The organism is Alphaproteobacteria bacterium GM7ARS4 (assembly GCA_014332745.1).
In the GTDB taxonomy this organism is placed as follows: Bacteria; Pseudomonadota; Alphaproteobacteria; order GM7ARS4; family GM7ARS4; genus GM7ARS4.
The window spans coordinates 174,549-195,667 of the sequence record JACONL010000001.1 but is presented as its reverse complement, the minus strand read 5'-3'; the positions used below and the strand labels follow the sequence as shown (position 1 = coordinate 195,667).

Annotated in this window: 21 protein-coding genes and 2 tRNA genes; 13 read left to right on the top strand and 10 right to left on the bottom strand. The window is 52.5% G+C overall.

Annotated features, from left to right (window positions below):
* Nucleotides 1–5: 5 nt before the first annotated feature.
* From GDA54_00930 to GDA54_00910, 5 genes are read right to left on the bottom strand one after another with little or no spacing between them, the layout of a single operon-like run.
* The gene (locus GDA54_00930) at nt 6–467 is read right to left on the bottom strand and encodes a copper-binding protein (GenBank protein MBC6496877.1); all 462 of its coding nucleotides are present in this window, start codon (nt 465–467) and stop codon (nt 6–8) included.
* A gap of 25 nt (nt 468–492) precedes the next feature.
* Nucleotides 493–1,311: an ABC transporter permease gene (locus tag GDA54_00925; GenBank protein MBC6496876.1), complete on the bottom strand. Its 819-nt coding sequence runs from the start codon at nt 1,309–1,311 to the stop codon at nt 493–495.
* Nucleotides 1,308–2,093, bottom strand: a complete 786-nt coding sequence (locus GDA54_00920; GenBank protein ID MBC6496875.1) for an ATP-binding cassette domain-containing protein — start codon at nt 2,091–2,093, stop codon at nt 1,308–1,310. The genes GDA54_00925 and GDA54_00920 overlap by 4 nt, the downstream gene beginning before the upstream one ends.
* A 1-nt stretch (nt 2,094) precedes the next feature.
* A complete protein-coding gene (locus GDA54_00915) occupies nt 2,095–3,090 on the bottom strand; it encodes a PQQ-dependent catabolism-associated beta-propeller protein (protein ID MBC6496874.1) in 996 nt (331 codons plus the stop codon).
* 15 nt (nt 3,091–3,105) lie between these two features.
* On the bottom strand, nt 3,106–4,470 hold the full coding sequence (locus GDA54_00910) for an ABC transporter substrate-binding protein (GenBank protein MBC6496873.1): 1,365 nt from the start codon (nt 4,468–4,470) through the stop codon (nt 3,106–3,108).
* Nucleotides 4,471–4,621: 151 nt separating this feature from the next.
* Here GDA54_00910 and hisB point away from each other — a divergent pair, with 151 nt between their 5' ends.
* The 8 genes from hisB (at nt 4,622) to GDA54_00870 (ending at nt 13,207) form a co-directional block, all read left to right on the top strand.
* Nucleotides 4,622–5,215 carry an imidazoleglycerol-phosphate dehydratase HisB gene (gene hisB, locus GDA54_00905; GenBank protein MBC6496872.1) on the top strand — a complete coding sequence of 198 codons (594 nt, stop codon included), beginning with the start codon at nt 4,622–4,624 and terminating at the stop codon, nt 5,213–5,215.
* Between the two features lie 22 nt (nt 5,216–5,237).
* Nucleotides 5,238–5,702, top strand: a complete 465-nt coding sequence (locus GDA54_00900; protein ID MBC6496871.1) for a DUF2628 domain-containing protein — start codon at nt 5,238–5,240, stop codon at nt 5,700–5,702.
* A gap of 10 nt (nt 5,703–5,712) precedes the next feature.
* Nucleotides 5,713–6,384, top strand: a complete 672-nt coding sequence (gene hisH / locus GDA54_00895; GenBank protein MBC6496870.1) for an imidazole glycerol phosphate synthase subunit HisH — start codon at nt 5,713–5,715, stop codon at nt 6,382–6,384.
* A 15-nt stretch (nt 6,385–6,399) separates the two neighbouring features.
* Nucleotides 6,400–7,170, top strand: a complete 771-nt coding sequence (locus tag GDA54_00890) for a 1-(5-phosphoribosyl)-5-[(5-phosphoribosylamino)methylideneamino] imidazole-4-carboxamide isomerase (GenBank protein ID MBC6496869.1) — start codon at nt 6,400–6,402, stop codon at nt 7,168–7,170.
* On the top strand, nt 7,163–7,939 hold the full coding sequence (gene hisF, locus GDA54_00885; GenBank protein ID MBC6496868.1) for an imidazole glycerol phosphate synthase subunit HisF: 777 nt from the start codon (nt 7,163–7,165) through the stop codon (nt 7,937–7,939). The genes GDA54_00890 and hisF overlap by 8 nt, the downstream gene beginning before the upstream one ends.
* 192 nt (nt 7,940–8,131) lie before the next feature.
* A complete protein-coding gene (gene guaB, locus GDA54_00880; protein MBC6496867.1) occupies nt 8,132–9,628 on the top strand; it encodes an IMP dehydrogenase in 1,497 nt (498 codons plus the stop codon).
* A gap of 24 nt (nt 9,629–9,652) precedes the next feature.
* Complete coding sequence (locus tag GDA54_00875; GenBank protein MBC6496866.1) at nt 9,653–11,560, top strand: SurA N-terminal domain-containing protein; 1,908 nt, start codon at nt 9,653–9,655, stop codon at nt 11,558–11,560.
* 75 nt (nt 11,561–11,635) lie between these two features.
* On the top strand, nt 11,636–13,207 hold the full coding sequence (locus GDA54_00870; protein MBC6496865.1) for a chorismate-binding protein: 1,572 nt from the start codon (nt 11,636–11,638) through the stop codon (nt 13,205–13,207).
* 47 nt (nt 13,208–13,254) lie between these two features.
* Here GDA54_00870 and GDA54_00865 read toward each other — a convergent pair whose 3' ends face one another.
* From GDA54_00865 to aroA, 5 genes are all read right to left on the bottom strand, one after another.
* On the bottom strand, nt 13,255–13,497 hold the full coding sequence (locus tag GDA54_00865) for a hypothetical protein (protein MBC6496864.1): 243 nt from the start codon (nt 13,495–13,497) through the stop codon (nt 13,255–13,257).
* Nucleotides 13,482–14,477, bottom strand: a complete 996-nt coding sequence (gene sppA / locus GDA54_00860) for a signal peptide peptidase SppA (protein ID MBC6496863.1) — start codon at nt 14,475–14,477, stop codon at nt 13,482–13,484. Before sppA ends, GDA54_00865 begins: the two co-directional genes overlap by 16 nt.
* Before the next feature lie 33 nt (nt 14,478–14,510).
* Nucleotides 14,511–16,253 carry a 30S ribosomal protein S1 gene (locus GDA54_00855; GenBank protein MBC6496862.1) on the bottom strand — a complete coding sequence of 581 codons (1,743 nt, stop codon included), beginning with the start codon at nt 16,251–16,253 and terminating at the stop codon, nt 14,511–14,513.
* 78 nt (nt 16,254–16,331) lie between these two features.
* Complete coding sequence (locus GDA54_00850; GenBank protein MBC6496861.1) at nt 16,332–17,009, bottom strand: (d)CMP kinase; 678 nt, start codon at nt 17,007–17,009, stop codon at nt 16,332–16,334.
* Between the two features lie 57 nt (nt 17,010–17,066).
* Nucleotides 17,067–18,473, bottom strand: coding sequence for a 3-phosphoshikimate 1-carboxyvinyltransferase (gene aroA, locus GDA54_00845; protein MBC6496860.1), 1,407 nt, complete (start codon nt 18,471–18,473; stop codon nt 17,067–17,069).
* Nucleotides 18,474–18,592: 119 nt separating this feature from the next.
* Here aroA and GDA54_00840 point away from each other — a divergent pair.
* From GDA54_00840 to GDA54_00820, 5 genes are all read left to right on the top strand, one after another.
* A tRNA-Ala gene (locus GDA54_00840) sits at nt 18,593–18,665 on the top strand.
* A 41-nt stretch (nt 18,666–18,706) separates the two neighbouring features.
* A complete protein-coding gene (locus GDA54_00835) occupies nt 18,707–18,922 on the top strand; it encodes a hypothetical protein (GenBank protein MBC6496859.1) in 216 nt (71 codons plus the stop codon).
* Between the two features lie 69 nt (nt 18,923–18,991).
* A tRNA-Leu gene (locus GDA54_00830) sits at nt 18,992–19,076 on the top strand.
* Nucleotides 19,077–19,117: 41 nt separating this feature from the next.
* Nucleotides 19,118–20,152, top strand: coding sequence for a GTP 3',8-cyclase MoaA (moaA, locus tag GDA54_00825; protein MBC6496858.1), 1,035 nt, complete (start codon nt 19,118–19,120; stop codon nt 20,150–20,152).
* 22 nt (nt 20,153–20,174) lie between these two features.
* Entirely contained in the window at nt 20,175–20,963 is a 789-nt protein-coding gene (locus GDA54_00820) for an NAD kinase (GenBank protein ID MBC6496857.1), read from the top strand.
* Nucleotides 20,964–21,119 lie beyond the last annotated feature (156 nt).

The window sequence follows — 21,119 nt, the reverse complement described above, 5'->3', positions numbered from 1 at the left end:
GTGTATCAGCGTACGGAAAAGACGCCCTCCATGCCTCGAGACTCAAAGCCTTCGATGGTAAAGGGGTAGTCCCCCGTCCGTATGGGAACGAAGACGATGCTGACCTCGACTTCTTCATACTCTTCCTCAAATTCCAATGCCAAGAGTCCTGCGACGTTTAATTCGACACCTTCGGCTTCGATTTTACGAATCCATACATTTTGGAAAAATCTATCGGCTCGAAAGCGATATTCCTTAAAGCCGTGCGAGATGATGTCGAGAGCATAAGCTTTTCCCGTTTCCAGCGAGATGGTTTTTGGCTCAACGGCATAATCACTTTTGTCATTGCCTAATTGGAGAGAGATACCTGTCGCGCGAATGGCGAGGTCGCCTGTGCTATAGACATGTGTTGGTGTCGCCATCGTGGCAAGGGCAAAGAGTCCTATAGCGGGAAGGGTTATCAGCGGGCGATGGGTCATACGTGGCATGGTCATGGCGGGGATGGGGTGTGGTTCATACGCCGGCCTTACGGGCAAGGAATCCTCTGGATGGGTTATAACCATACAAGGCGAGGACGAGAAAGACAACCAAAAAGGCACAGACATAGAGGGTTGCTTGGGGGCTTATCTGACCATAGAGGGCAAAACGATTCATCTCGACAGCATAGGTAAAGGGGTTAGCATAGCAGATATAGGGCAACCAATCGCTTGTTTCCTCAATTTTATAGAGAGGATAGAGGGCGGAGGACGCAAAGAACATGGGGAAAATGACGAAATTCATGACACCAGCAAAGCCTTCTAGTTGTCTAATGGCCGAAGACAAGAACATGCCAAAGGCGCCCAGCATGAGTCCTGTGATAAAGAGGCTTGGCAGGAGAGAGACATAGCCTATGAAGGGAATATCCACATCCCACAGCATGGCGATGAGCAAAAAGGCATAGACTTGGATGATAGAGACAAAGGCGCCAGCGCTGAGTTTGCTGATGAGCAAGAAGCTACGTGGGAGGGGACTGACAAGCAAGATACGCATAGAGCCCATTTCCCTGTCATAGACCATAGAGAGGGAGCTCTGCATGCCATTAAAGAGCTGAATCATCGCGATAAGCCCAGGGATGATATAGACTTCGTAGGTGATGTAGGTTTCATAGGGTTCGATGATGGCGACGCCAAGCACCGAGCGAAATCCCGCAGCGAAAATAGCAAGCCATACGAGAGGACGCACAAGGGCAGAGAGAAAGCGCTCTTTCTGGTGGAGGAATCGCAAATTTTCACGCCAGATAATGCCCGTGCCACAGCGCATGTAATGGATGAGGGTGTGTCGTTGCATCGTCATGTGTGTTTGGGGGTGTGTGTGTGAGGGGTGTCTATGATATGGCGGAAGGCATCCTTGATGGACGATGTTTTGGTTGTCTTCATGATGTCATGAGGCGAGCTATGGGCTTTGAGGACACCTTTATCAAGGATAAGGATAAGACTCTGGTCGTCAATTTCTTGTATGAGGTGGGTTGCCCACAGGACAGAGAGCTGTTCTTTTGTGCAGAGGGAACGCACATGGGCGAGGATATGGTCGCGGCTGTTGATATCGAGGCCAACGGTGGGTTCATCGAGGAGGAGGAATTGTGGTTTATGGAGCAGGGCGCGAATGATTTCCACGCGCCGCCTTTGTCCGCCGGAGAGGAATCGGGTTTTTGTCTTGCGGTATTCTATGAGGTTCGCTTGTTCCAGCAAGTCGAGGCTACGTTGGGTGGCGTCTTTTTTGGACATGCCATGGAGAGAGGCGTGATAGAGCAAATTTTGTTGAGTCGTCAGGTCGAGGTCGAGGGTGATATGTTGAAAGACGACTCCTAAGGAGCGTAAGGCATGGCGATAATGTTTTGCAATGTCATGGCCGAACACAGAGATACGTCCCGTTTGCACGGCATAGAGATGGGTGATAAGGGAAAAAAGTGTCGTCTTGCCAGCCCCATTGAGTCCTAAAAGGACGTGAAAATGTCCTGTTTTCAATGTGAAAGACAGGTTCGACAAGGCATAGGGGCGAGAGGCGGACGAGGATGTGGGATAGCGATAGGAGACATCCTCTAGGCACAAGGCATGAGCAGGGGAATGAGCAGGCATGTTATTTGATGACGACTCCCCATGGGAAGCGTCCCACCCTGACGGATTTGATGACTTTGAGGTCATCCACATCGATAATGGAGATGTCATTGCTGACGCCATTGGTGCTGACAATTTTTTTCTGGTCGGGGGTAAAGGCGAGTTGCCACACCCTTTGGCCGACGAGAAGATAGGTGATGACGTCTTTTGTTTTTTGGTCGATGACGGCGATGCGGTTGGCAGGGCCTAAGGCGACGAAGGCATAGCGCCCGTCATCTGTCAGGCGCACGCCGACGGGTTGTATGGCTTCATCATTGACGCCGGGGATATCGAATCGTATGACATGGTCGATGGCGTATGTTTGCGGGTTGATGATAGAGACGGTGCCGCCAACCTCTGACGAGACCCAGACTTCTGTTCCTTCTTTGTTATAGATGGAGACACGAGGGCGCGCATCGACGAGGGTATTATGGATGACGTCGAGGTTTTGGGTATCGATAAAGTGCGCCATATTGGTTGTCTCAGAGGTATTGACGAGGATAGAGCCTTTGGGGTTAATGCCCATGCCTTCTGGCTCGACGCCGACGGGGATTTCTTCGATGACCATCTGTTCTGGCACATCGACGACGGTGACCATGTTATCATCTTCATTGGCGATAAACAGGGTGCGTCCATCGGGGTGAAGGATAAAGAGTTCGGGGTCGGGCCCTGAGGGGAGATAGCGGATGAGTTTTAATGTCTCGGCGTCGCGTATTTCGACTCTGTCGTCATCACTGGCGCATATATAGATGTGTTTTTTGTCGGCGCTGAGAATGATCCCTCTTGGGCGTCTTCCCACATCCACGTGGCGTATCAATGCGCCTTTATCCACGTCGACGATGGAGACGGTATTATCTTTTTCGTTGGTCACATAGGCGATAGCGCCTTCTGCCACGTGGGACATGCCATAGGGGGATATGCCATAGGACGTTATCAGGGCGAGGGTGAAGAGAAGGGCGTTTCTTGTCGGTATCTGCATGGGCGGGGGTTTGTCTTAGGGTTGACATGTGGAGAGGGGTTCGTCTGTTCCTAACGTATCCAATGGCGTGAGGGGATGCAAGTATCCCGCCATGGGCGCGACGGCGACGATGGAGCGGGGCGATGCGAGCAAGATAGGCTGGCGCAATTGTCCATTCCATGGGCGATAGGTGACTTTGATTCCTTTATAGGCGGCGATAGCGAATTCTTCGCTTTGCATATAGGCGAGGACATCTTGGGGCGAGGGGATGGCGTCTTTTTTGCTGATGCGTGTGAGTGTTTCTCCTACCGACCGCACGGCAACCCATGCGGCATAATCCCATTCGCCCATCCAACGGCGGGCGGTGCGGCGGAAACGATTTTGCATTTGCGCTGCGCCCCATCGTTCGTGGGTGCGATGCCATGACGTGGCGACAAGCCCTTGACTGCCTGCCATGAGTGTTGGTCGCCAACTATTCCAGAGAACATATTCACCGAATCTCCCTCTGACGTCTGCCATGAGCATGACGTCATGGGGTGGGGCGTGTTTTGTGAAGAGGGGGATTTCTGCCTTTGCTGTGCGCCTTATATCGGCTTCCGAGTCCCATATTTTTTCTTCGACAATATCACCGCCAAATTTCGAGGCGGCTCTTTTGAGGGCATTGGCAAAGGCTTCATCGTCTTGTTCGCTTCCCCTGATAAGAAGCCACTCTTTCCACCCTTTATAGACAAGAAATTGGATGATGGCGTCGGCGCGCATGGCGTCGCTCGGTATCACATGCAGGACATTGGGTCGGCATGCGTCGTTGCGTAAGGTGTCGTCTCTTGCTGAGATATTAAACAAGATTTTTCCTTGCGCTTCTTCTGTGTCAGCAAGGGTGAGGAGAGTCTCTTTCTCTACGGCAAGCAAGATATAATCGGTTTTTTGCGCCAGTTGGCGAAATGACGCCACGACATCGTCTTCTAGGGGGACAAAGACCTCTTCCAGACGATAGTCATGGCCGATAAAGACGCCAGTCGTATTGTTGTCTTCGATAGCGATTTGCGCGCCATAGAAGCCCTCCCTCTGAATGATGGGGTCAAGATTAGAGAGGGCGGGTGGAATATCCTTTTCTCTAACGAGGATACCGATGGTATGGACGGCATGCACAGGGGCTTTGAGCGGTGTTCTGCCTTGGGCTTCGCGTCTTTTTTCCCTCTCCAGTCGTCTTTTTTCATCTGCTTGGCGACGCTGTTCTAGCTCTTCTTCGGACAAAGCGCGAGCAAAGGCATGGTCGGACACAGAGATGACTCCTAAGGCAACACACCCTATGGCGAGGCATAGGACACACAGGACGGGGACGGGGAAAGCGCGCCCCCTCTCATGATGAGCCTCATGAGAGCATAAGGAAAATAGAGACATCCTCACCATCTTCTCCGTCTGTCCGTTACGTTCCCATAGATATTATGACGCCTATCATGTAGGATAGGCAAGGTGCTATGATAGCATATAGGCATATGGGGACATGGTAAGATTTTTTCAAATAATGATAAGGGATTAGAGGGACATGGCCATGACACGACGCACCGCCTCTTTTCAGCGTAAGACGAAAGAGACAGATATTCAAGGCGCGCTCACATTGGATGGTGAGGGTGTCTATGATATTGAGACGGGTATCGGCTTTTTAGACCATATGCTCGAGCAATGGGCGTGGCATGGCATGATGGATGTCTCCATCAAAGCCCAAGGCGACATCCATGTGGATTGTCATCACATGGCGGAAGATGTGGGGCTTGCCTTAGGGGATGCTTTGGCGCGCTCTTTAGGCGAGAAAAAAGGGATTATGCGCTATGGCTCTGTGCTTTCACCGATGGATGATGCGTTGGTGATGGTGGTGGTGGATTGCTCTGGGCGTGGGTGGCTTGGGTGGGATGTTCGATTCGCTGATGAACGGATAGGCGGCTTAGCCACATCATCGCTCAGGGAGTTCTGTAAAGCCTTTGCCGACCGTAGTCACATCACGCTCCATGTGCGTTTGCTCTGTGGGGTGAATGACCATCACATTGCCGAAGCCATTTTTAAGGGACTGGGGCGCGCCTTACGTCATGCTGTGGCCATCGATGGGCGACAAAAGGACCGCATTCCCTCGACAAAGGGACAATTATAGGCGTGTAGGAGGGTTTTCGTTCATGGCATCACTCTTTTCGACGCTCTATGTTCTCTATGAACGTACGGATAACACACATCATGACGGCGGGCATGATGACAGAGATGATGACATCAGCAGTGACATAAGCCGTGATGGGGGGCAAGCCCGTAAGTCTGTGGTTGTTATTCCCTGTGGTTTTAGTTTTGCGGCCTTTTTCTTCAAGGGGTTTTGGGCGCTATGGCATAGGATGTGGAGTGTTGCTATCACCTTGTTGGCGTTATCTAGTTCCGTGCAATCGTTGTTGGTGTGGTTTTATCTCTATGGCGGGACAAGGGCTGTCTTATTGTGGGGGTCGTTATTATGGATGGGCTATGGTCTTGTGGTGGGTTTGTATGCCCATGGGTGGCGTTCTTCCTTTTTGTATGAGGCTGGCTATCGTCCTGTTTCTGTGCGTGTGCGCTCGTCCCATCATGCTCTGACGTCTTCTTCTGTTCCCTTGTCTTAGATGTAACGCTATGAACAGGACGATAGCGCTTATCGACTACGGGTCGGGCAACATTCATTCGGCATGCAAGGCATGTGAGCGGGTTTTACGTGAGGAGACTCTGTTCAAGGGCTCTGTCCTATCTGCCAAAGAGCCCACAGCCTTAGAGGATGCGAGCCATATTATCCTACCGGGGGTTGGCGCTTTTGCTGATTGTTTGTCTCGTCTTGGGGGGCGCCAAGGCGCATGGGCGCAGGCGTTGGAGAGGCATGTGCGGGAAAAAGGCAAGGCGTTCTTAGGCATATGTGTTGGCATGCAGCTCTTAGCGACTCAAGGCTTTGAGTTTGGGTGTCATCAAGGGTTAGGGTGGCTGGATGGTGTGATACGTCCGTTTTCCTTTCCATCGGACGTCCGTCACGCCATGAAAATTCCCCATATGGGGTGGAACGCCCTTCATGTGCGCGACGACAAGAGGCATCACCCTCTTTTTAAGGATATACGTGATGGTTCTGATGTGTATTTCGTCCACTCTTACCACCTCCATGAGATGAAGGATGAGGATATTTTTGCCGATTGTCTCTATGGCGCGCGCTTTCCCGCATGGGTTGGCTATGACAATATCATTGGCACGCAATTTCATCCAGAGAAGAGTCAGCATGTGGGATTGACGTTCTTGCGTAATTTCATACGTTGGACTCCATGACGGATGATGTCCTCGATGCCCTCGATAATTGTGTATCCCGCCATTGATATGCGAGGGGGGCGTTGTGTGCGTTTGCGTCAAGGGGATTTTTCCCAAGAGACGGTGTATCACCATGACATTGTTGCCCAGGCGCGTTTTTTTTGGGAGAAGGGGGCGCGGTGGTTGCATATGGTCGATTTAGATGGTGCGGTGAAGGGACAAGGCGTGAATAGTCGTCATGTTGAGGCGGTCTTAGCGGCATGTCCTGGGCTCAATATCCAGTTGGGGGGAGGTATACGTAGCGTTGAGGATGCGGAGAGGTGGCTTGAGAAGGGTGTTGCCCATGTCGTTTTTGGCACATTCATAGCAGTGCTGATAGAATGTCGTGATGGGGGTGGGCGTGTGGTCTCGGAATTTGCGTCTCTCTGTGCGCGCTATCGGGGGCGCATCAATGTGTCGTTGGATTGTCGTGGGCGCTGTCTTGCCTATGGTGGTTGGAAGGAGCAGAGCGCCGTTTCTCTGTCTCATGCGGTGGATGTGCTGAAGGACTACGAGGTGGCCGCCATCATTTATACCGACATTCATCGAGATGGCGTGCTGGCGGGGCCTGACATAGAGGGTCTTTCTTATCTTGCCAGTCTGACGGATATTCCGTTGATTGCCTCTGGCGGTATTCGTTCCCTTGACGATATGCGTTGTTTGGCGACAAGTGGGGTCAAGACATTGCGTGGTATCATTAGCGGGCGCGCCTTTTATGCCCATCATGTCGCTATCGAGGAGGTGCTCAGCCTCTATCCCCATGCTTAAGAAGCGTATTGTTCCTTGTTTAGATGTTCATGGGGGCAGGGTTGTCAAAGGCACGCACTTTAAGGATTTGCGTGATGCGGGGGATCCTCTTGCCCAAGCCATGCGTTATGACCGTGAGGGTGCTGACGAGTTGGTGTTTCTTGACATCAGCGCCACGCATGAGGAGAGGGCGATCACGCGCCATAAGGTGCGTGAGGTGGCATCAGCCTGTTTCATGCCTCTGACTGTGGGGGGTGGCGTGCGCCAAGTGGAGGATGTCCGTATGTTATTGCGGGACGGGGCGGATAAAGTGGCCATGAATTCGTCGGCGGTGGCGACTCCTTCTCTTATCGATGAGGCATCGCGTTGTTTTGGCAGTCAATGTATCGTTGTTGCCATCGATGCGAAGCGTCGCCATCCCGACAAGCCAGAGGAGGGGTGGGATGTCTATACCCATGGGGGCAGGCGTCCTTGTGGTTTGGATGCGCATGCGTGGGCCTGTGAGGCGGCGCGGCGTGGTTGTGGCGAGATTCTTCTGACATCTATCGATAGGGATGGGAGCGGACAAGGATTCGACATTCCTCTCTTATCCTCTATCAGTGAGGCGGTGTCTGTTCCCATCATTGCGTCTGGCGGTGCTGGTCATCCGCGCCATGTGCTCGATGCCTTTACGTTGGGTGGTGTGCATGCGGCTCTTGCGGCTTCTATTTTTCATTTCGATAGGTGGACAATTCATGCTGTCAAGGCGTATATGGAAAAGAGAGGTATCCCTATGCGGATGGTGGCATAACATGGCGATATGTCGTATACTCATGGGCTCATGGGGGTTCATCATGGGTGTGTGTGAGGTGACAAGCGTATGGGAACGAAGGCAAAGAATGTGAAGGCAAAGAATGTTATGAAGGCGTTGAAAGAGGGGCGTTTTTCGGCGTCTGTGGAGGATGTTGTGGAGGGTTTAGCGCGCGGCGCGCACAGCACCCCCATGTCGCATGAGCGTCATGAGGCTGGGGAAGCTCTTGCGTTTGATGATGTGTTGTTGCTTCCGCAAGCGTCTGATGTTCTTCCCAGCGATACGAATACATCGAGTCATTTTTCGCGTCATATTCCTCTCCATGTGCCTCTTGTGTCGGCGGCGATGGACACGGTGACGGAGAGTGCCATGGCCATTGCGATGGCGCGGGAAGGCGGGATTGGCGTCATTCACAAAAACCTCAGTATTGAGCGTCACGTCGAGGAAGTTCGGCGCGTCAAGAAATACGAGTCAGGCATTGTCGTTGACCCATTGACGATCCATCCAGACCAATCTCTTGAGGAGGCGCTCTCCTTACAGCGACAGCACAACATTTCTGGCATTCCCGTTGTCTCACGGGACAAAGGCACGCTTGTGGGTATTCTCACCAATCGTGATATGCGTTTTGTGGATAATCCCAAGACACAGGTGAAGGATGTTATGACGACATCGAATCTTGTGACGGCGAAGAGGGACATCAGTTCCGAGCAAGCCATGCATCTGTTGCATAAGCATCGCATCGAGAAATTGTTGGTGGTGGATAGCGATTACCGCTGTGTTGGTTTGATAACGGTGAAGGATATTGAGAAATCGGCTGCCTTTCCCTATGCCAGCAAGGATTCGACGGGTCGTCTCTGTGTGGCGGCGGCGGTAGGTGTTCGTGGCGACTATATGGAGCGTGCGCGCCAGTTGGTGGCGGCGGCGGTGGATGCTCTTGTCATTGATTCGGCTCATGGTCATAGCCATTATGTTGTGGAGGCTGCCCGTTCATTGCGTCAATGCTATAAGGATGTGGATATTGTGGCAGGGAATGTCGTGACGCCGCAAGCGGCACGTGCGCTCATTGCTGTTGGTGTGGATGGCGTCAAATTGGGGATAGGGCCGGGCTCTATCTGTACGACGCGGATCATGGCGGGGGTTGGTTTGCCGCAGCTGACGGCGATTTTAGAGACGGCGCCTCTCTGTCGACAGCATGCGATTCCCTTGATTGCCGATGGAGGCGTGCGCCATTCTGGCGATATTGCCAAAGCGTTGGCGGCGGGGGCTGATAGTGTCATGGTGGGTTCTCTCTTTGCGGGGACGAAGGAGAGTCCGGGCGAGACGTTCCTTTATCAAGGACGCCATTACAAAGTCTATAGGGGCATGGGGTCGATGGCGGCGATGAAGGAAGGGGGCGGCGAGCGCTATTTTCAGGGGGATGCGCCTTACGGGCAGGAGTCCTATGAGAAAAAGTGGATTCCCGAGGGGGTGGAGGGGCAAGTGCCTTTACGCGGGACGTTGCGTGATGTGGTGTATCAGATGGTGGGTGGGCTCAAGACGGCGATGGGCTATGTGGGGGCAGCGACCCTCAGTCGCCTACGAGAGAGGGCTGTCTTTAGGCGCATGAGCCGTGCTGGGTTTCAAGAGGGCCATGTCCATGATGTGACGGTTGTGCGTGAGGCGCCTAACTATCCGACTCGTTCTTCTTAGGGATGATAGGGTGAGGAGACAACGATGATGTTATTGCAATCTATCACTGGTTGGCTTGAAAGGGGCGTGACTCGTCTTCTTTTTCTGTTGTTGAGTCTTCTTCTTGTGATGAGTTTTGCCCTTTGGGGTGTTGGCGATATTTTCACATCGTCCAATCGCGATGTTGTCGTGGCGAAGGTTGGTTCTGTGGAGATAAGGGGTGATGACTTTTTGCGCCTCTATAGTGTGCAGACCGAGAAGGTGCGTGAGGCGCTGGGGCGGGAGATGGATTATGACATGGGGAAGACGCTAGGATTTGTGGACACGGTGATGTCGGATTTAGTGGAGCGTGCGTTGTTTGACCAAGCGTCTCTCGATTTGGGGTTGGCGGCGAGTGATAGGGCGGCGCGCCAAGCCATTTTTTCTGCGCCTGAATTCCATGACGAGCGTGGTTTATTCAGTGAGATTAAGTTTCGCCAAGTCCTTAATGAGAATTTTTACACGGAGGAGAGTTTTGTCGAGGGGTTGCGTCAAGATATTCGTCGCCGTCAGCTGACGCATGCCATTGCTGGTTTTTTAGACATTCCCGAGACAATTCTTCATAGTGTCGTGGCGTTGCGCGCTCAAGCCCGTCGTGGTCGTAGTATGCTGTTGCCCCTTGAGTCTGTTCCTCTGCCGAAGGTCCCTTCTCTCGATGAACAGAAGGCGTGGTATGAAGAGCATAAGGAGCAATTCGTAGCACCCCCCTATCGTCATGTGCGTCTTTTGTCTCTGGATGTGCGTGATATGGAGGAGGATATGGCTATTGACGAAGCGCGTTTACGCGCCCTCTACAAGGAAAGGCGAGGCTATGCCTATACAAAGCCCGAGAAGCGCGACATCTACCAAATACTCAGCGACGATGAAGAGACATTACGCCGTGCCATCACGCTTATCAGAGGCGGTCAGGATTTTCTGGAAACGGCGGCGACATTATTCGATATGGAGGAAAAAGATGCCGAACTGGGATGGAACACAAAGCAAGAGGTGATCGCCGACCTTGCCGATGACGTGTTCTCTCTTGAGAAGGGTGAAGTCAGTGATGCTTTGAAGTCGCCTTTTGGCTGGCATGCCATTCTTGTCAACAATATCGAGGAAGAGGTTGTGCGTCCTTATGAAGAGGTGCGCGACCTCATACGTCAGGAGATTCTGTTGGATGAAGGCATGGATGCCGTGTTTGACCTCTATGGACAGATAGAGGATGCCTTTGCTGGCGGTGGGACGTTGGAGGATGCCTCTCATGTTGTCAATATCCCCCTTCAGGACATTCCCGCCATTGATGAACAGGGACATCATCCACAGGGCGAGGCGGTGGATGTGCCTCTCACCGAGAATGATAGGGTGCGTTTCCTACGTCTTGCGTTTGATTTACCTCTTGATGAAACAAGCCATGTTGTGGAGACAGAAACGGGGCTTTTTGTCTTGCGTGTCGATGGTGAAGAACCAGAGCGCCAAAGAGAATTTGCGGAGGCGCAACAAGACGTCATCGCGTCCATACAGCATGCGAGGCGGAAAGACATTCTGACGGCGCGCGCTAACGCCATTGTCACTGCTGTCAATAAAGGAGAACGTTTAGAGACATTTGCCCAACGTTATAAGAGTAACATCGTCCCTCTCAAGCCGTTCACCCGTTCCAATTTTGTCGAGGAAGAGGTGCCGGGGGAGATGGTCGAGAAGCTCTTCAATGCTGAGGAGGGCGATGCCGTCTTTGCCGACGTGAAAGGCGATGCCTATATGATTGCTGTCCTTGAAGAGATTATCGAGGCGGACGTGGATAATAGGGAGAAGGCAGACCCCATTGTCGAGTCGCTGGCGGGTGCTTTGCGTCGCGACCTCATGACGCAATATGCGCGTTATTTACGCTCGATATATTCTGTGTCTATTTTTGAGCGCGCCATAGAAGAGCTCTTATGAAAGGGGGGCGCATCGTCAATTGTTCCTATGACATCGTCCCATCACAGGCGGGACGTTGAGGGTAGGGTTGCTGTCATGTTGCGCGCGCCGTCATCATGTTATGAAGAGTTTGCCTCACGCTGGCAGGACAAGGGATGTGCCATTGTGTGGCGCACATTATGTTCTGATACACTGACGCCCGTGGCGGCATTGATGCGTCTGGGGAAGGACAAGGCGTGGACATTTTTATTGGAATCAGCATCCCATGGCGGGACGGAACGAGGACGTTACTCCGCCATTGGCATTGACCCCGATAGGGTGTGGCGTTGTTCGGGCAATCGCGCTGTCCTATGGGACTTTACAGACGCGACGCCTCGCCTTGTGCCACAAGGCGACGATGCGTTGGCGTCGCTGAGGCGTTTCATTGAGGAGTCACAGATGGACATTCCCGATGGGATGCCGTCTATTCTTGCTGGTGTCTTTGGTTATATGGGCTATGACATGGCACATCTCATGGAGCGTATCCGCCGTGAGGACACCCATCCTCAGGACAATGGCTTGGGAATCGATGACAGCCTATTGATGCGTCCACAGCGTATGCTTGTCTTTGATTGGGTTGAGGGTGTCTTATTCATTGCTTTTCTTTGTTGGCGTCGTGCTCACCAAACTGCCGAGTCGGCGCGTCTGGTGTGGGAGCGTGCCAACAGCGCCATTGATGAGACCATCTCAGTCGTGAATGCTGGACAAAATGCTGGACAGGGCGATGACGCCATGTTCATGGTCAAGGACCTCAAGGATGTGGGCGGGCATGCGATGGAGACACTTTTTTCCAATGTGGCGTCTAATATGACGCGGGAGGCATTCTGCGAAAAAGTGGACCATGTCAAGGACTATATCCATGCGGGTGATATTTTTCAGCTGGTGTTATCTCAGCGTTTTTCTATTGACTATCACGGGACGGCTTTTGCGTTTTATCGTGCGTTGCGTCGCCTGAATCCGTCACCTTTTTTGTTTTATTTTCACTTTGATGACATGGCGGTTGTGGGGGCGAGTCCTGAACTATTGGTGCGTTTGCATCGCTCTGTTGTGACGATACGTCCTGTGGCGGGCACGCGTCCTCGAGGCGCTAATGTGGCGGAGGACGAACGTCTACGCCGTGAATTAGAGCATGACCCTAAAGAATGCGCTGAGCATTTAATGCTCTTAGATTTAGGGCGCAATGATGTGGGGCGTGTTGCTGAGGGCGGGTCTGTCTCAGTCACCGAGCGGATGGTTGTAGAGAAATACTCCCATGTCATGCATATCGTGTCTAATGTTGAGGGGCGTTGCCTTCCCCATTGCCATGCCCTTGATGTTTTGATGGCGGGATTTCCAGCGGGTACCCTGAGCGGTGCGCCTAAGATACGCGCCATGGAGATTATCGACATGATGGAGCCATGCATGCGCGGTTTATATGGTGGCGGTGTGGGATATTTTTCTGCCAATGGCGATTTAGATAGTTGCATTGCCTTACGCACGGCCATCATCAAGGATGGCAAACTCTATATCCAAGCGGGAGGCGGGATTGTGGCGGATAGTCTAGCGCCCAACGAGTATGAAGAGACGCGCAACAAGGCGCGGGCGTTGCTCCATGCGGCCAGAGAGTCCGTTCTCTTCGAAGAGCCATAAGCCATAGGAGGGGGATATAGGGGGGTAGGGGGATGGCCTTTCTTCTTCTATGGGTTGCTGCGTGTATGGGCGTCTATCAGGATATGGTCGCGGGAATCCCTAATGGTATAGCGGGTGAGGCATGAGTCCACATGCGCCCATGATGTTTGTGCCCATACGGCATGCGCTTCTTGCCATGTGTCAAAAGGGCCGTGCCGTTGTTCTTTGGTGTCACTGGCGAGTGCGCGCCATGACGTATCGCGATAGAGGCCACCGACAACGAAGAAGGGGGGTGTTACGGCGAGACCCATAGGGCAAACAAGCCTTGTTGCTGATGCAAGAGGCGATGGAGAGGCGGGTTTAAGGCGCTTATCTCGCTTCTTTGTCCTTTTAGGAGCATCATGAGCGCTGTCTGTACCCATGTTGTCCATGTCATGTGTGTGTTGTGCCATGGCAAGGGAGGGAAAAAATGTTCTTCGCCATAGGTAATGTCATGGACATGGATAAGGGGGTCGAGGGCATGGGTATCGATGAGCCATGTGCGTGCGTCCTGTTCACCGCCCAGGGCATCGACAAGATTTTTCTCTATGGCTTGCGCGCCAAGGAGGATACGTCCGTCTTTCAAGGATGTGAGGGTGTCTTCGTCCAATTGGCGATGTTGGCGGACGAGGTCAAAGAAGAACAGCCGTGATTGTTCGATGATCTTGTTTGTTGCTGTGCGTGTTTTATCATCGATGGGTTCGAAGGGGTTAGGAACAGCCTTGAGGTCGCCACTTTTGAACGTTTCGGTGCTGATACCGATATTTTTGAGGAGTTCCAAGATATTGACTGTCTGGAGGATGACGCCAATAGAGCCAGTGATTGTGCCTTCATAGGCGAAGATGCGTTCGGCAGCGAGAGACGTCATGTAGGCAGCTGATGTGGCGAGCTCACCCATGACGACAACGACTGGTATATGGTTATCGTTGAGAGCCTTAAGGCTACGATAGAGGGCTTCGCCGCCAACGAGGGTGCCGCCCGGGCTATTGATATAGACGATGAGTCCTTGAGCCCAGCGGTCTTCTTTCAGAAATTCTATGGCGTGAAGGCGTTGTTGGTCATTCTCGATGAATCCTTCTATGTGTAGGCGGGCGATATAGGGGGCGAAAGATGCGCCATCACGGATGAACGATGACAATATGATGGCACATAGAAGGGCAAAAAAGGCGATGACGCGCCAGCGAGTCTTGCGTTGTGCCTCTTGAACATGTGTGACGATGTGGCGTGGAAACGCCTTGAGGATACCTTTCATGAGTCTTTGCGCGCTCTCTTTTTGGCGATTCTGTTAGGATGAAGGCGTCTCTTGTTTGGGTGTGTCGTCCCCTGTGTCGTCTTTTGTGTCGCTGTCGGTCTTGGCGCTTGCTTTTTGGGCTTTTGCAAGGGCTTTGGCAAAGAGATTTTCCTTCTTCGTATGGGTTGTGACGGTGCCATAAATTTCTAGGTCTTCTTGTTCTTTCTTCTCTTCCAGTTTTTTGATGGAGAGTTGCAAAGTCTTTTTCTTGCTATTGATCCCTGTGACGACGGCATCGATGGTATCGTCAACGTTATAGTGCGAGAGACTTTTCTGTTTTTCGTCTAGGGTGACTTCGCGCTTTTGGATTGTCCCTTTGAGGATACCATGGACGAGGACGGTTATGTCGTTGTCGTCAATGGCTTGGATGACACATGTGACGACGTCATCTTTCTTGGTTTTTTCTATGGCGACAAGGGTCGGGTCATCTTCCAGCTCTCTGATACTCAGTGAGACATGCTCTTTTTTGCCATTGATATCGATAATTTTTGCTTTGACGGTGTCGCCCTCTCGATAATTTTTAATGGCGTCTTTGCCGTCGGTGTTCCATGAGAGAGCGGATATGTGGACGAGTCCATCGATGGTGTCATCGATGGAGACGAAGAGTCCGATGTCAGAGGCGATATTGCGTATGCGTCCCTCAATGACGTCGCCGACGTTATGATTTTTTATAAACCTATCCCAAGGTTTAGGGATGCATTCCCGACGGCTGAGGCTGATACGTCTTTTTTCTCTGTCGATATTGATGACTTTGACGTCGATCATGTCGCCTTCCTTGAGGAGTTGTTGTGGTTGGATGTCGTGCTTTGCCCATGTCATTTCTGAAATATGCACCAATCCCTCTATTCCTTCCTCTAATTGGGTGAAAGCGCCATAATGGGTAATTTTCGTCACTTGTCCTTGCACTTGGCTTTTGATGGGGTATTTTTCCTCGACTCGCTCCCATGGGTCTTCTGTGAGATGTTTCATGCTGAGGCTGATACGCCTGCTCTCGGGGATGAAACGTATGACTTTGACTTTGATTTTTTCGCCTATTTTGAGGACATCTGATGGATGGCGTATGCGTTTCCATGCGATGTCTGTCATGTGCATGAGGCCATCGCTTCCCCCTAAGTCGATGAAAGCGCCATAATCGGTAATGTTTTTGATCGTGCCTGTGAGGATTTGTCCTTCTTTGAGGGTAGAGAAGAGTTCGTCCCGCGCCTTACTGCGTTCTTTTTCCAAGATGGCGCGTCTCGAGACAACCATATTATCGTGCTTCTTATCGATTTTGAGGATGATAAAGGAATGTCTTGTCTCTAACAGGTCATCGGCATTATCCACAGGATAGAGGCCCACTTGTGAGCCCGGCAGGAATGCCGACAATCCTTTGATTTTGACAATGAACCCTCCGCGCACTTGGCGTATGATGTCGCCTTTGACTTCCCTTTCATTGGCATAAATCTCTTCTATTTCTTCCCATGCCTTCTCGCGTAGGACACGTTGGCGGCTGAGGGTTGTCTCACCATATTTATTCTCAAGATACTCCACATAGACCTCGACTTCATCGCCCGGGGCGATGGATGTATATCCTTCATCTTCAAATTCTTGAAATTTGATATATCCTTCTGACTTCAATCCCACATCCACCAAGACTTGTCCGTTTTCTATGGAGACAACTTTCCCCATGACACGCACATTTTGTGCTTGGACATGCTGAGACTCTTTATAGAGCTGCGCGAAACTTTCTTCTGCCACGTCTTTTGACCTCTTTTTTCATCCGTTGGCGTCAATGTCTCCTCACGACTTCCCGTCATGAGTCTCATGCCTCGCTCCTCACGGCGTTCTCTCGAGACCTCTTGTCTTGAGGAGGCGACATGCCGTCTGCCATGTTTCTTCCTCGTCCATATGCGTGGAGTCGATCGTCAGCGCATCCTTTGCCTTGCGTAGAGGAGCAACGGGGCGCTCTCGATCCCATGCGTCTCGGCGGGACATATCATCCATGACATCGTCCATCCTAGTCGTTTTTGAGACATTGTGCAACTCTTTGTAGCGTCTTTTGGCGCGTATGGCAAGGGATGCGGTGAGATATATTTTATAGGGTGTATGGGGCAAGACGTCTGTGCCAATATCGCGTCCATCCATGACGCTTCCTCGTAAGGGGGCGGGCGGGTTGTTGGCGCGCGCTCTTTGTATGGGAAGCAGTGCCGTGCGTAGCGCCGCTGTTTGGGCGATCATGGATGCTTTTTGCGCGGTGCTTTCATGGCGTATGGCGGGGTGGGACTCTGAGGGCGCGCCAGCGGCGCGCAAGGGCGCAATGATATGGCGCTGTTCATCGGCTGTGAGTGATGTCCAGCATCGATTCCCTAACTGAATAGCAATGGCGCGATACATAAGACCGCTATCAATCCATTGTAGGCGATAATGGGCGGCGAGATGGCGGGCGAGGACGCCTTTGCCGCTGCCAGCGGGCCCATCGATGGCAATCATGATCGTATTCTGATGGCTGTTCATGGTATGTCTAGAGGGTGTTTCTAGAGGTGTTCTTGGTTGTGTGTCAGGGACATGAGGTTATGGGTACGGGGTTATGGGCACGCTGAGTTGAGCCATCGTGTCTTGGAAGTGAGGGAAACTGCTGTTGATGGTGGAGGCATTGGTGATACCGATGGCGCGTTGGGTATGTCCGCCTAAGGCATAGATGAGGAATGCCATCGCGATACGGTGGTCGCCTTGACTGGATAAGAGGATGGGTGTGTTCTCTGTTTTGTCCTTGTTGTCGGTTGTATGTTGTCCATGGACGATTAAGTCGTCGCCTTCGATGGAGGCTTGCGTTCCACATTGAGTCAAGCCTTGATAGAGGGCATAGAGGCGGTCGCTTTCTTTCATGCGGAGCTCGTTGAGTCCTCGAAATCGGCTGATGCCTTGGGCGTAGGCGGCGAGAATGGCAAGGATGGGGTATTCGTCGATCATAGAGGCGGTGTCGTCGGGGGATGTCTCGATGGCGTGTAGGGGGCGTGATGTGATGTGGAGAGTGCCTATTGTCTCACCGCATGTGGTGCGTGTGTCGTGATAAGTTACGTGCGCTCCCATTCTGTGAATGGCGCGAAAGAAGCCTATACGATGTGGGTTGAGAAGGACATCACGGAGACTCATGGGCGGGGCGTTTGGCGTGTGTCGATGGACAATGAGATGGGCGGCGGCGAGGAAGGCGGCGCTACTTGGGTCTGCTGGTATATCGAGGGCGCGCGCCTCGAGGCGCTGTTGTGATGCCATAGAGACCATGGGAATACCCTTATCTTTGTCGGTTGTGCTGAGGACGGACGCGCCGAAATGGCGAAGCATATGTTCTGTATGGTCTCGGGATGGAGATGGCTCTGTGATGTGCGTGAGACCAATGGCTTTCATGCCAGCGAGGAGGAGGGCCGATTTCACTTGCGCCGACGATATGGGCGACGCCCATTGGCATGCGAGGGCGGGTGTTGTGCCACGCACCGTCATCGGAAGGTAGCGTCCGTCCCGCAATGTGAAGGATGCTCCCGACTGCGAGAGGGGGACGCTGATACGCTCCATAGGACGTTGGCTCAGGGAATTGTCGCCTTCGAAGGTCACGACAATGGCTTGACTCGACACAACCCCCGCTAAGAGACGCGTTGCCGTGCCAGCATTCCCCATGAAGAGAGGCTCAGCGGGTGTCATAAAATAGCCACCTTCCCCGTACACATGCCAGCGGGAGGCGCTGTTCTGAGCGTCATCTTTCTCGATACGCACGCCCAGCGCGCGCAAGGCGTTCAGGGTTGCAAAAACATCGTCACTCTCGAGCAGATTGTCGATAGATGAACGTCCCCATGCCATGGAGGCGATGATCAACGCCCGATGGGACAGAGATTTATCGCTTGGCACACGTATTGTGCCAGCACAATGCTGGCCCGAAGGCAGGCATGCGCTATGGTATGGGCGAGCATAAAGGGTGTCTTTCATCAATCTATGGGACGTCATGGGGACGACATGGTGGACGTAGCGTCCATAAGATACTATCTTTTTTCTTAACAGTATGCATATATAGAGCGAGTGGCATGGGTGAGGCTATGTCTTATCGAGGGGCCATAGCTCAGTTGGGAGAGCGCTACAATGGCATTGTAGAGGTCGGGGGTTCGACCCCCCCTGGCTCCACACTCTTATCATGGGAGAGGCAACGTCGAGGAGAATGACTTATGGGTGGCGAGAGCATAGGATATTTGCTGTATATGCTCATCCTGTTAGCTCTGGTGCTACGTGGCATGTCGTTCATCACGTCTATGCCTCGAGGGGATATTCTCCGCTATGTCATGATATGGTGCGTTATTGCGGGGGTGTGCGCTTTTCTTTATGCTCTGTTGAGTGGTGTTCAGACAACGACATCACCCCATGAACCACGTTATGCTCTGTGAGGGACTGGCGGTCGATATGTGTCCTGCATGCTATGTCGAAAATGTGTATTGTGAGGGTGTCTATGGCGAGCGGACGTGGTGGAATGGTAGACACAAGGGACTTAAAATCCCTCGCTGAGTTTTCGGCATGCGAGTTCGAGTCTCGCCGTCCGCACTCTCGCACATAGCATACAGAGACGATAGGAGAAGCACATCATGGCGCATTCCTTGCCTTCTACCCCCCGTCAGCCATCATTGATAGACCCTCTTGGGCGTGCCATCACCTATATGCGCGTGTCGGTGACGGACCGATGTGACTTGCGTTGTCTCTATTGCATGAGCGAGTCCATGACGTTCCTGCCAAAGAAGGAGCTTTTGACGTTAGAGGAACTCTCTCGTCTGTGTCGTGTCTTCGTGGGGTTAGGCTTGAAAAAGGTGCGTATCACTGGTGGCGAGCCATTGGTGAGGCGAGGGATTATGGCGCTGTTTCGCGCCTTAGCGTCCATGCCGTTACAAGAGCTCACGCTCACGACCAATGGCACGCAACTGGGACGTTATGCCAAAGATCTCTATGGCTGTGGTGTGAGGCGCGTTAATGTGTCCCTTGACACCCTCAACCCCGTCCGCTTTCGTCAATTGACGAGGGGGGGTGATGTCCACCATGTCATATCGAACATTGACGAGGCGGCGGCATGCGGTTTAGCGATAAAGATTAATGTCGTGGCGTTGCGTGGTATCAACGACCATGAGAGTGATGCCATGATTCGTTGGTGCGCCGAGAGGGGATATGACCTCACCTTCATAGAAGTGATGCCGATGGGTGAGGTGGCGTCTTCTCGCCATGAGCAATTTGTCTCGCTGGACTCTCTCTATGATTCTGTTGAGAAACATTGGCGTCTACAGCCTGCTCAAGCGTGTGTCGCCCCTGCGCTTCAAGGGCCTGCTCGCCGCTATTGGCTTCCCGATGCGGGGATTCATGTGGGGTTTATCACGCCTCTCAGCCATCATTTTTGTGACACATGCAATCGCGTGCGCCTCACATGCACAGGCAAGCTCTATATGTGTCTTGCCCATGAAGACCATGCCTCCCTCAGAGATGTGCTTCGCGCCAGCCCCCCTGACGATGATACGGCGCTCGTCCATGCCATTCAAGGCGCTATCGCCCGTAAGCCATCACAGCATGACTTTGTCGCCCATATGCAAAAATCCCATGCGACGCTGACCCGTCATATGAATGTGACGGGAGGGTAGCGATGTCACACGGACTCACACGATGTCTCGATGGGAGATGATGTCGAGTCTTCCGACGTTACATTTTGTGGCGGGGGTGAGTCCAGCCGCTCGAGAGGCACAGCGTCTTCTTATCGCCCACTATGGTCAGAACGAGCCGTCTTCCTGTGATGTCATCGTTGTCCTTGGTGGTGATGGCGCGATGTTGCGCGCTCTCCATCACCATATGGAGTCGGATTGTCCCCTCTATGGCATGAATTGTGGTAAGGAAGGATTCTTAATGAATCCCTTCGTCATGGACGACCTGCCACAGCGTGTGCAACAGGCCAAGCCAACCCAACTCCATCCCCTCCATATGCGCTGTACGACCATTGATGGCAAAAACCATGACGCCCTTGCCATCAATGAAGTCTCTCTTTTGCGCGAATTAAGGCAAACAGCGCGTATTTGTCTCAGCATCGATGGCGTGGTTTGTCTCTCGGAACTCATATGTGATGGTGTGTTGGTGGCGACGCCTGCTGGTAGCACAGCCTATAACTTCTCTGCTAAAGGCCCTATCATTCCGTTGGATGCGGCCGTTTTGTCTATCACGCCTATCAGCGTCTTTCGTCCTCGACGTTGGCATGGGGCGCTCATTCCTCGTTATGCGACCATCCGTTTCGATATTCTCGAGAGTGAAAGACGACCCGTGAGCTGTGTGGCTGACCATGCGGAAATCCGCGATGTCGTCACAACGACCATCGAGGAACGTTGCGATATTGTAAAAACACTCCTCTTTGACCCAGGCCAAGAATTGGCGCGCCGTATCATTGCCGAGCAATTCGTCTTCTAAAGAAGCGCCTCACCAGCGTCATAACGACAAAAGAGGGACAAAAGGGCTAAAGGCGACACGTAAAGAAGACATAGAACCTTCATGGCGACCCTTTATGGCGACCCTTCATGGCTCTTCGGTGTCGAAGGATGAATTTCAGGCAATGGTATCCTTATC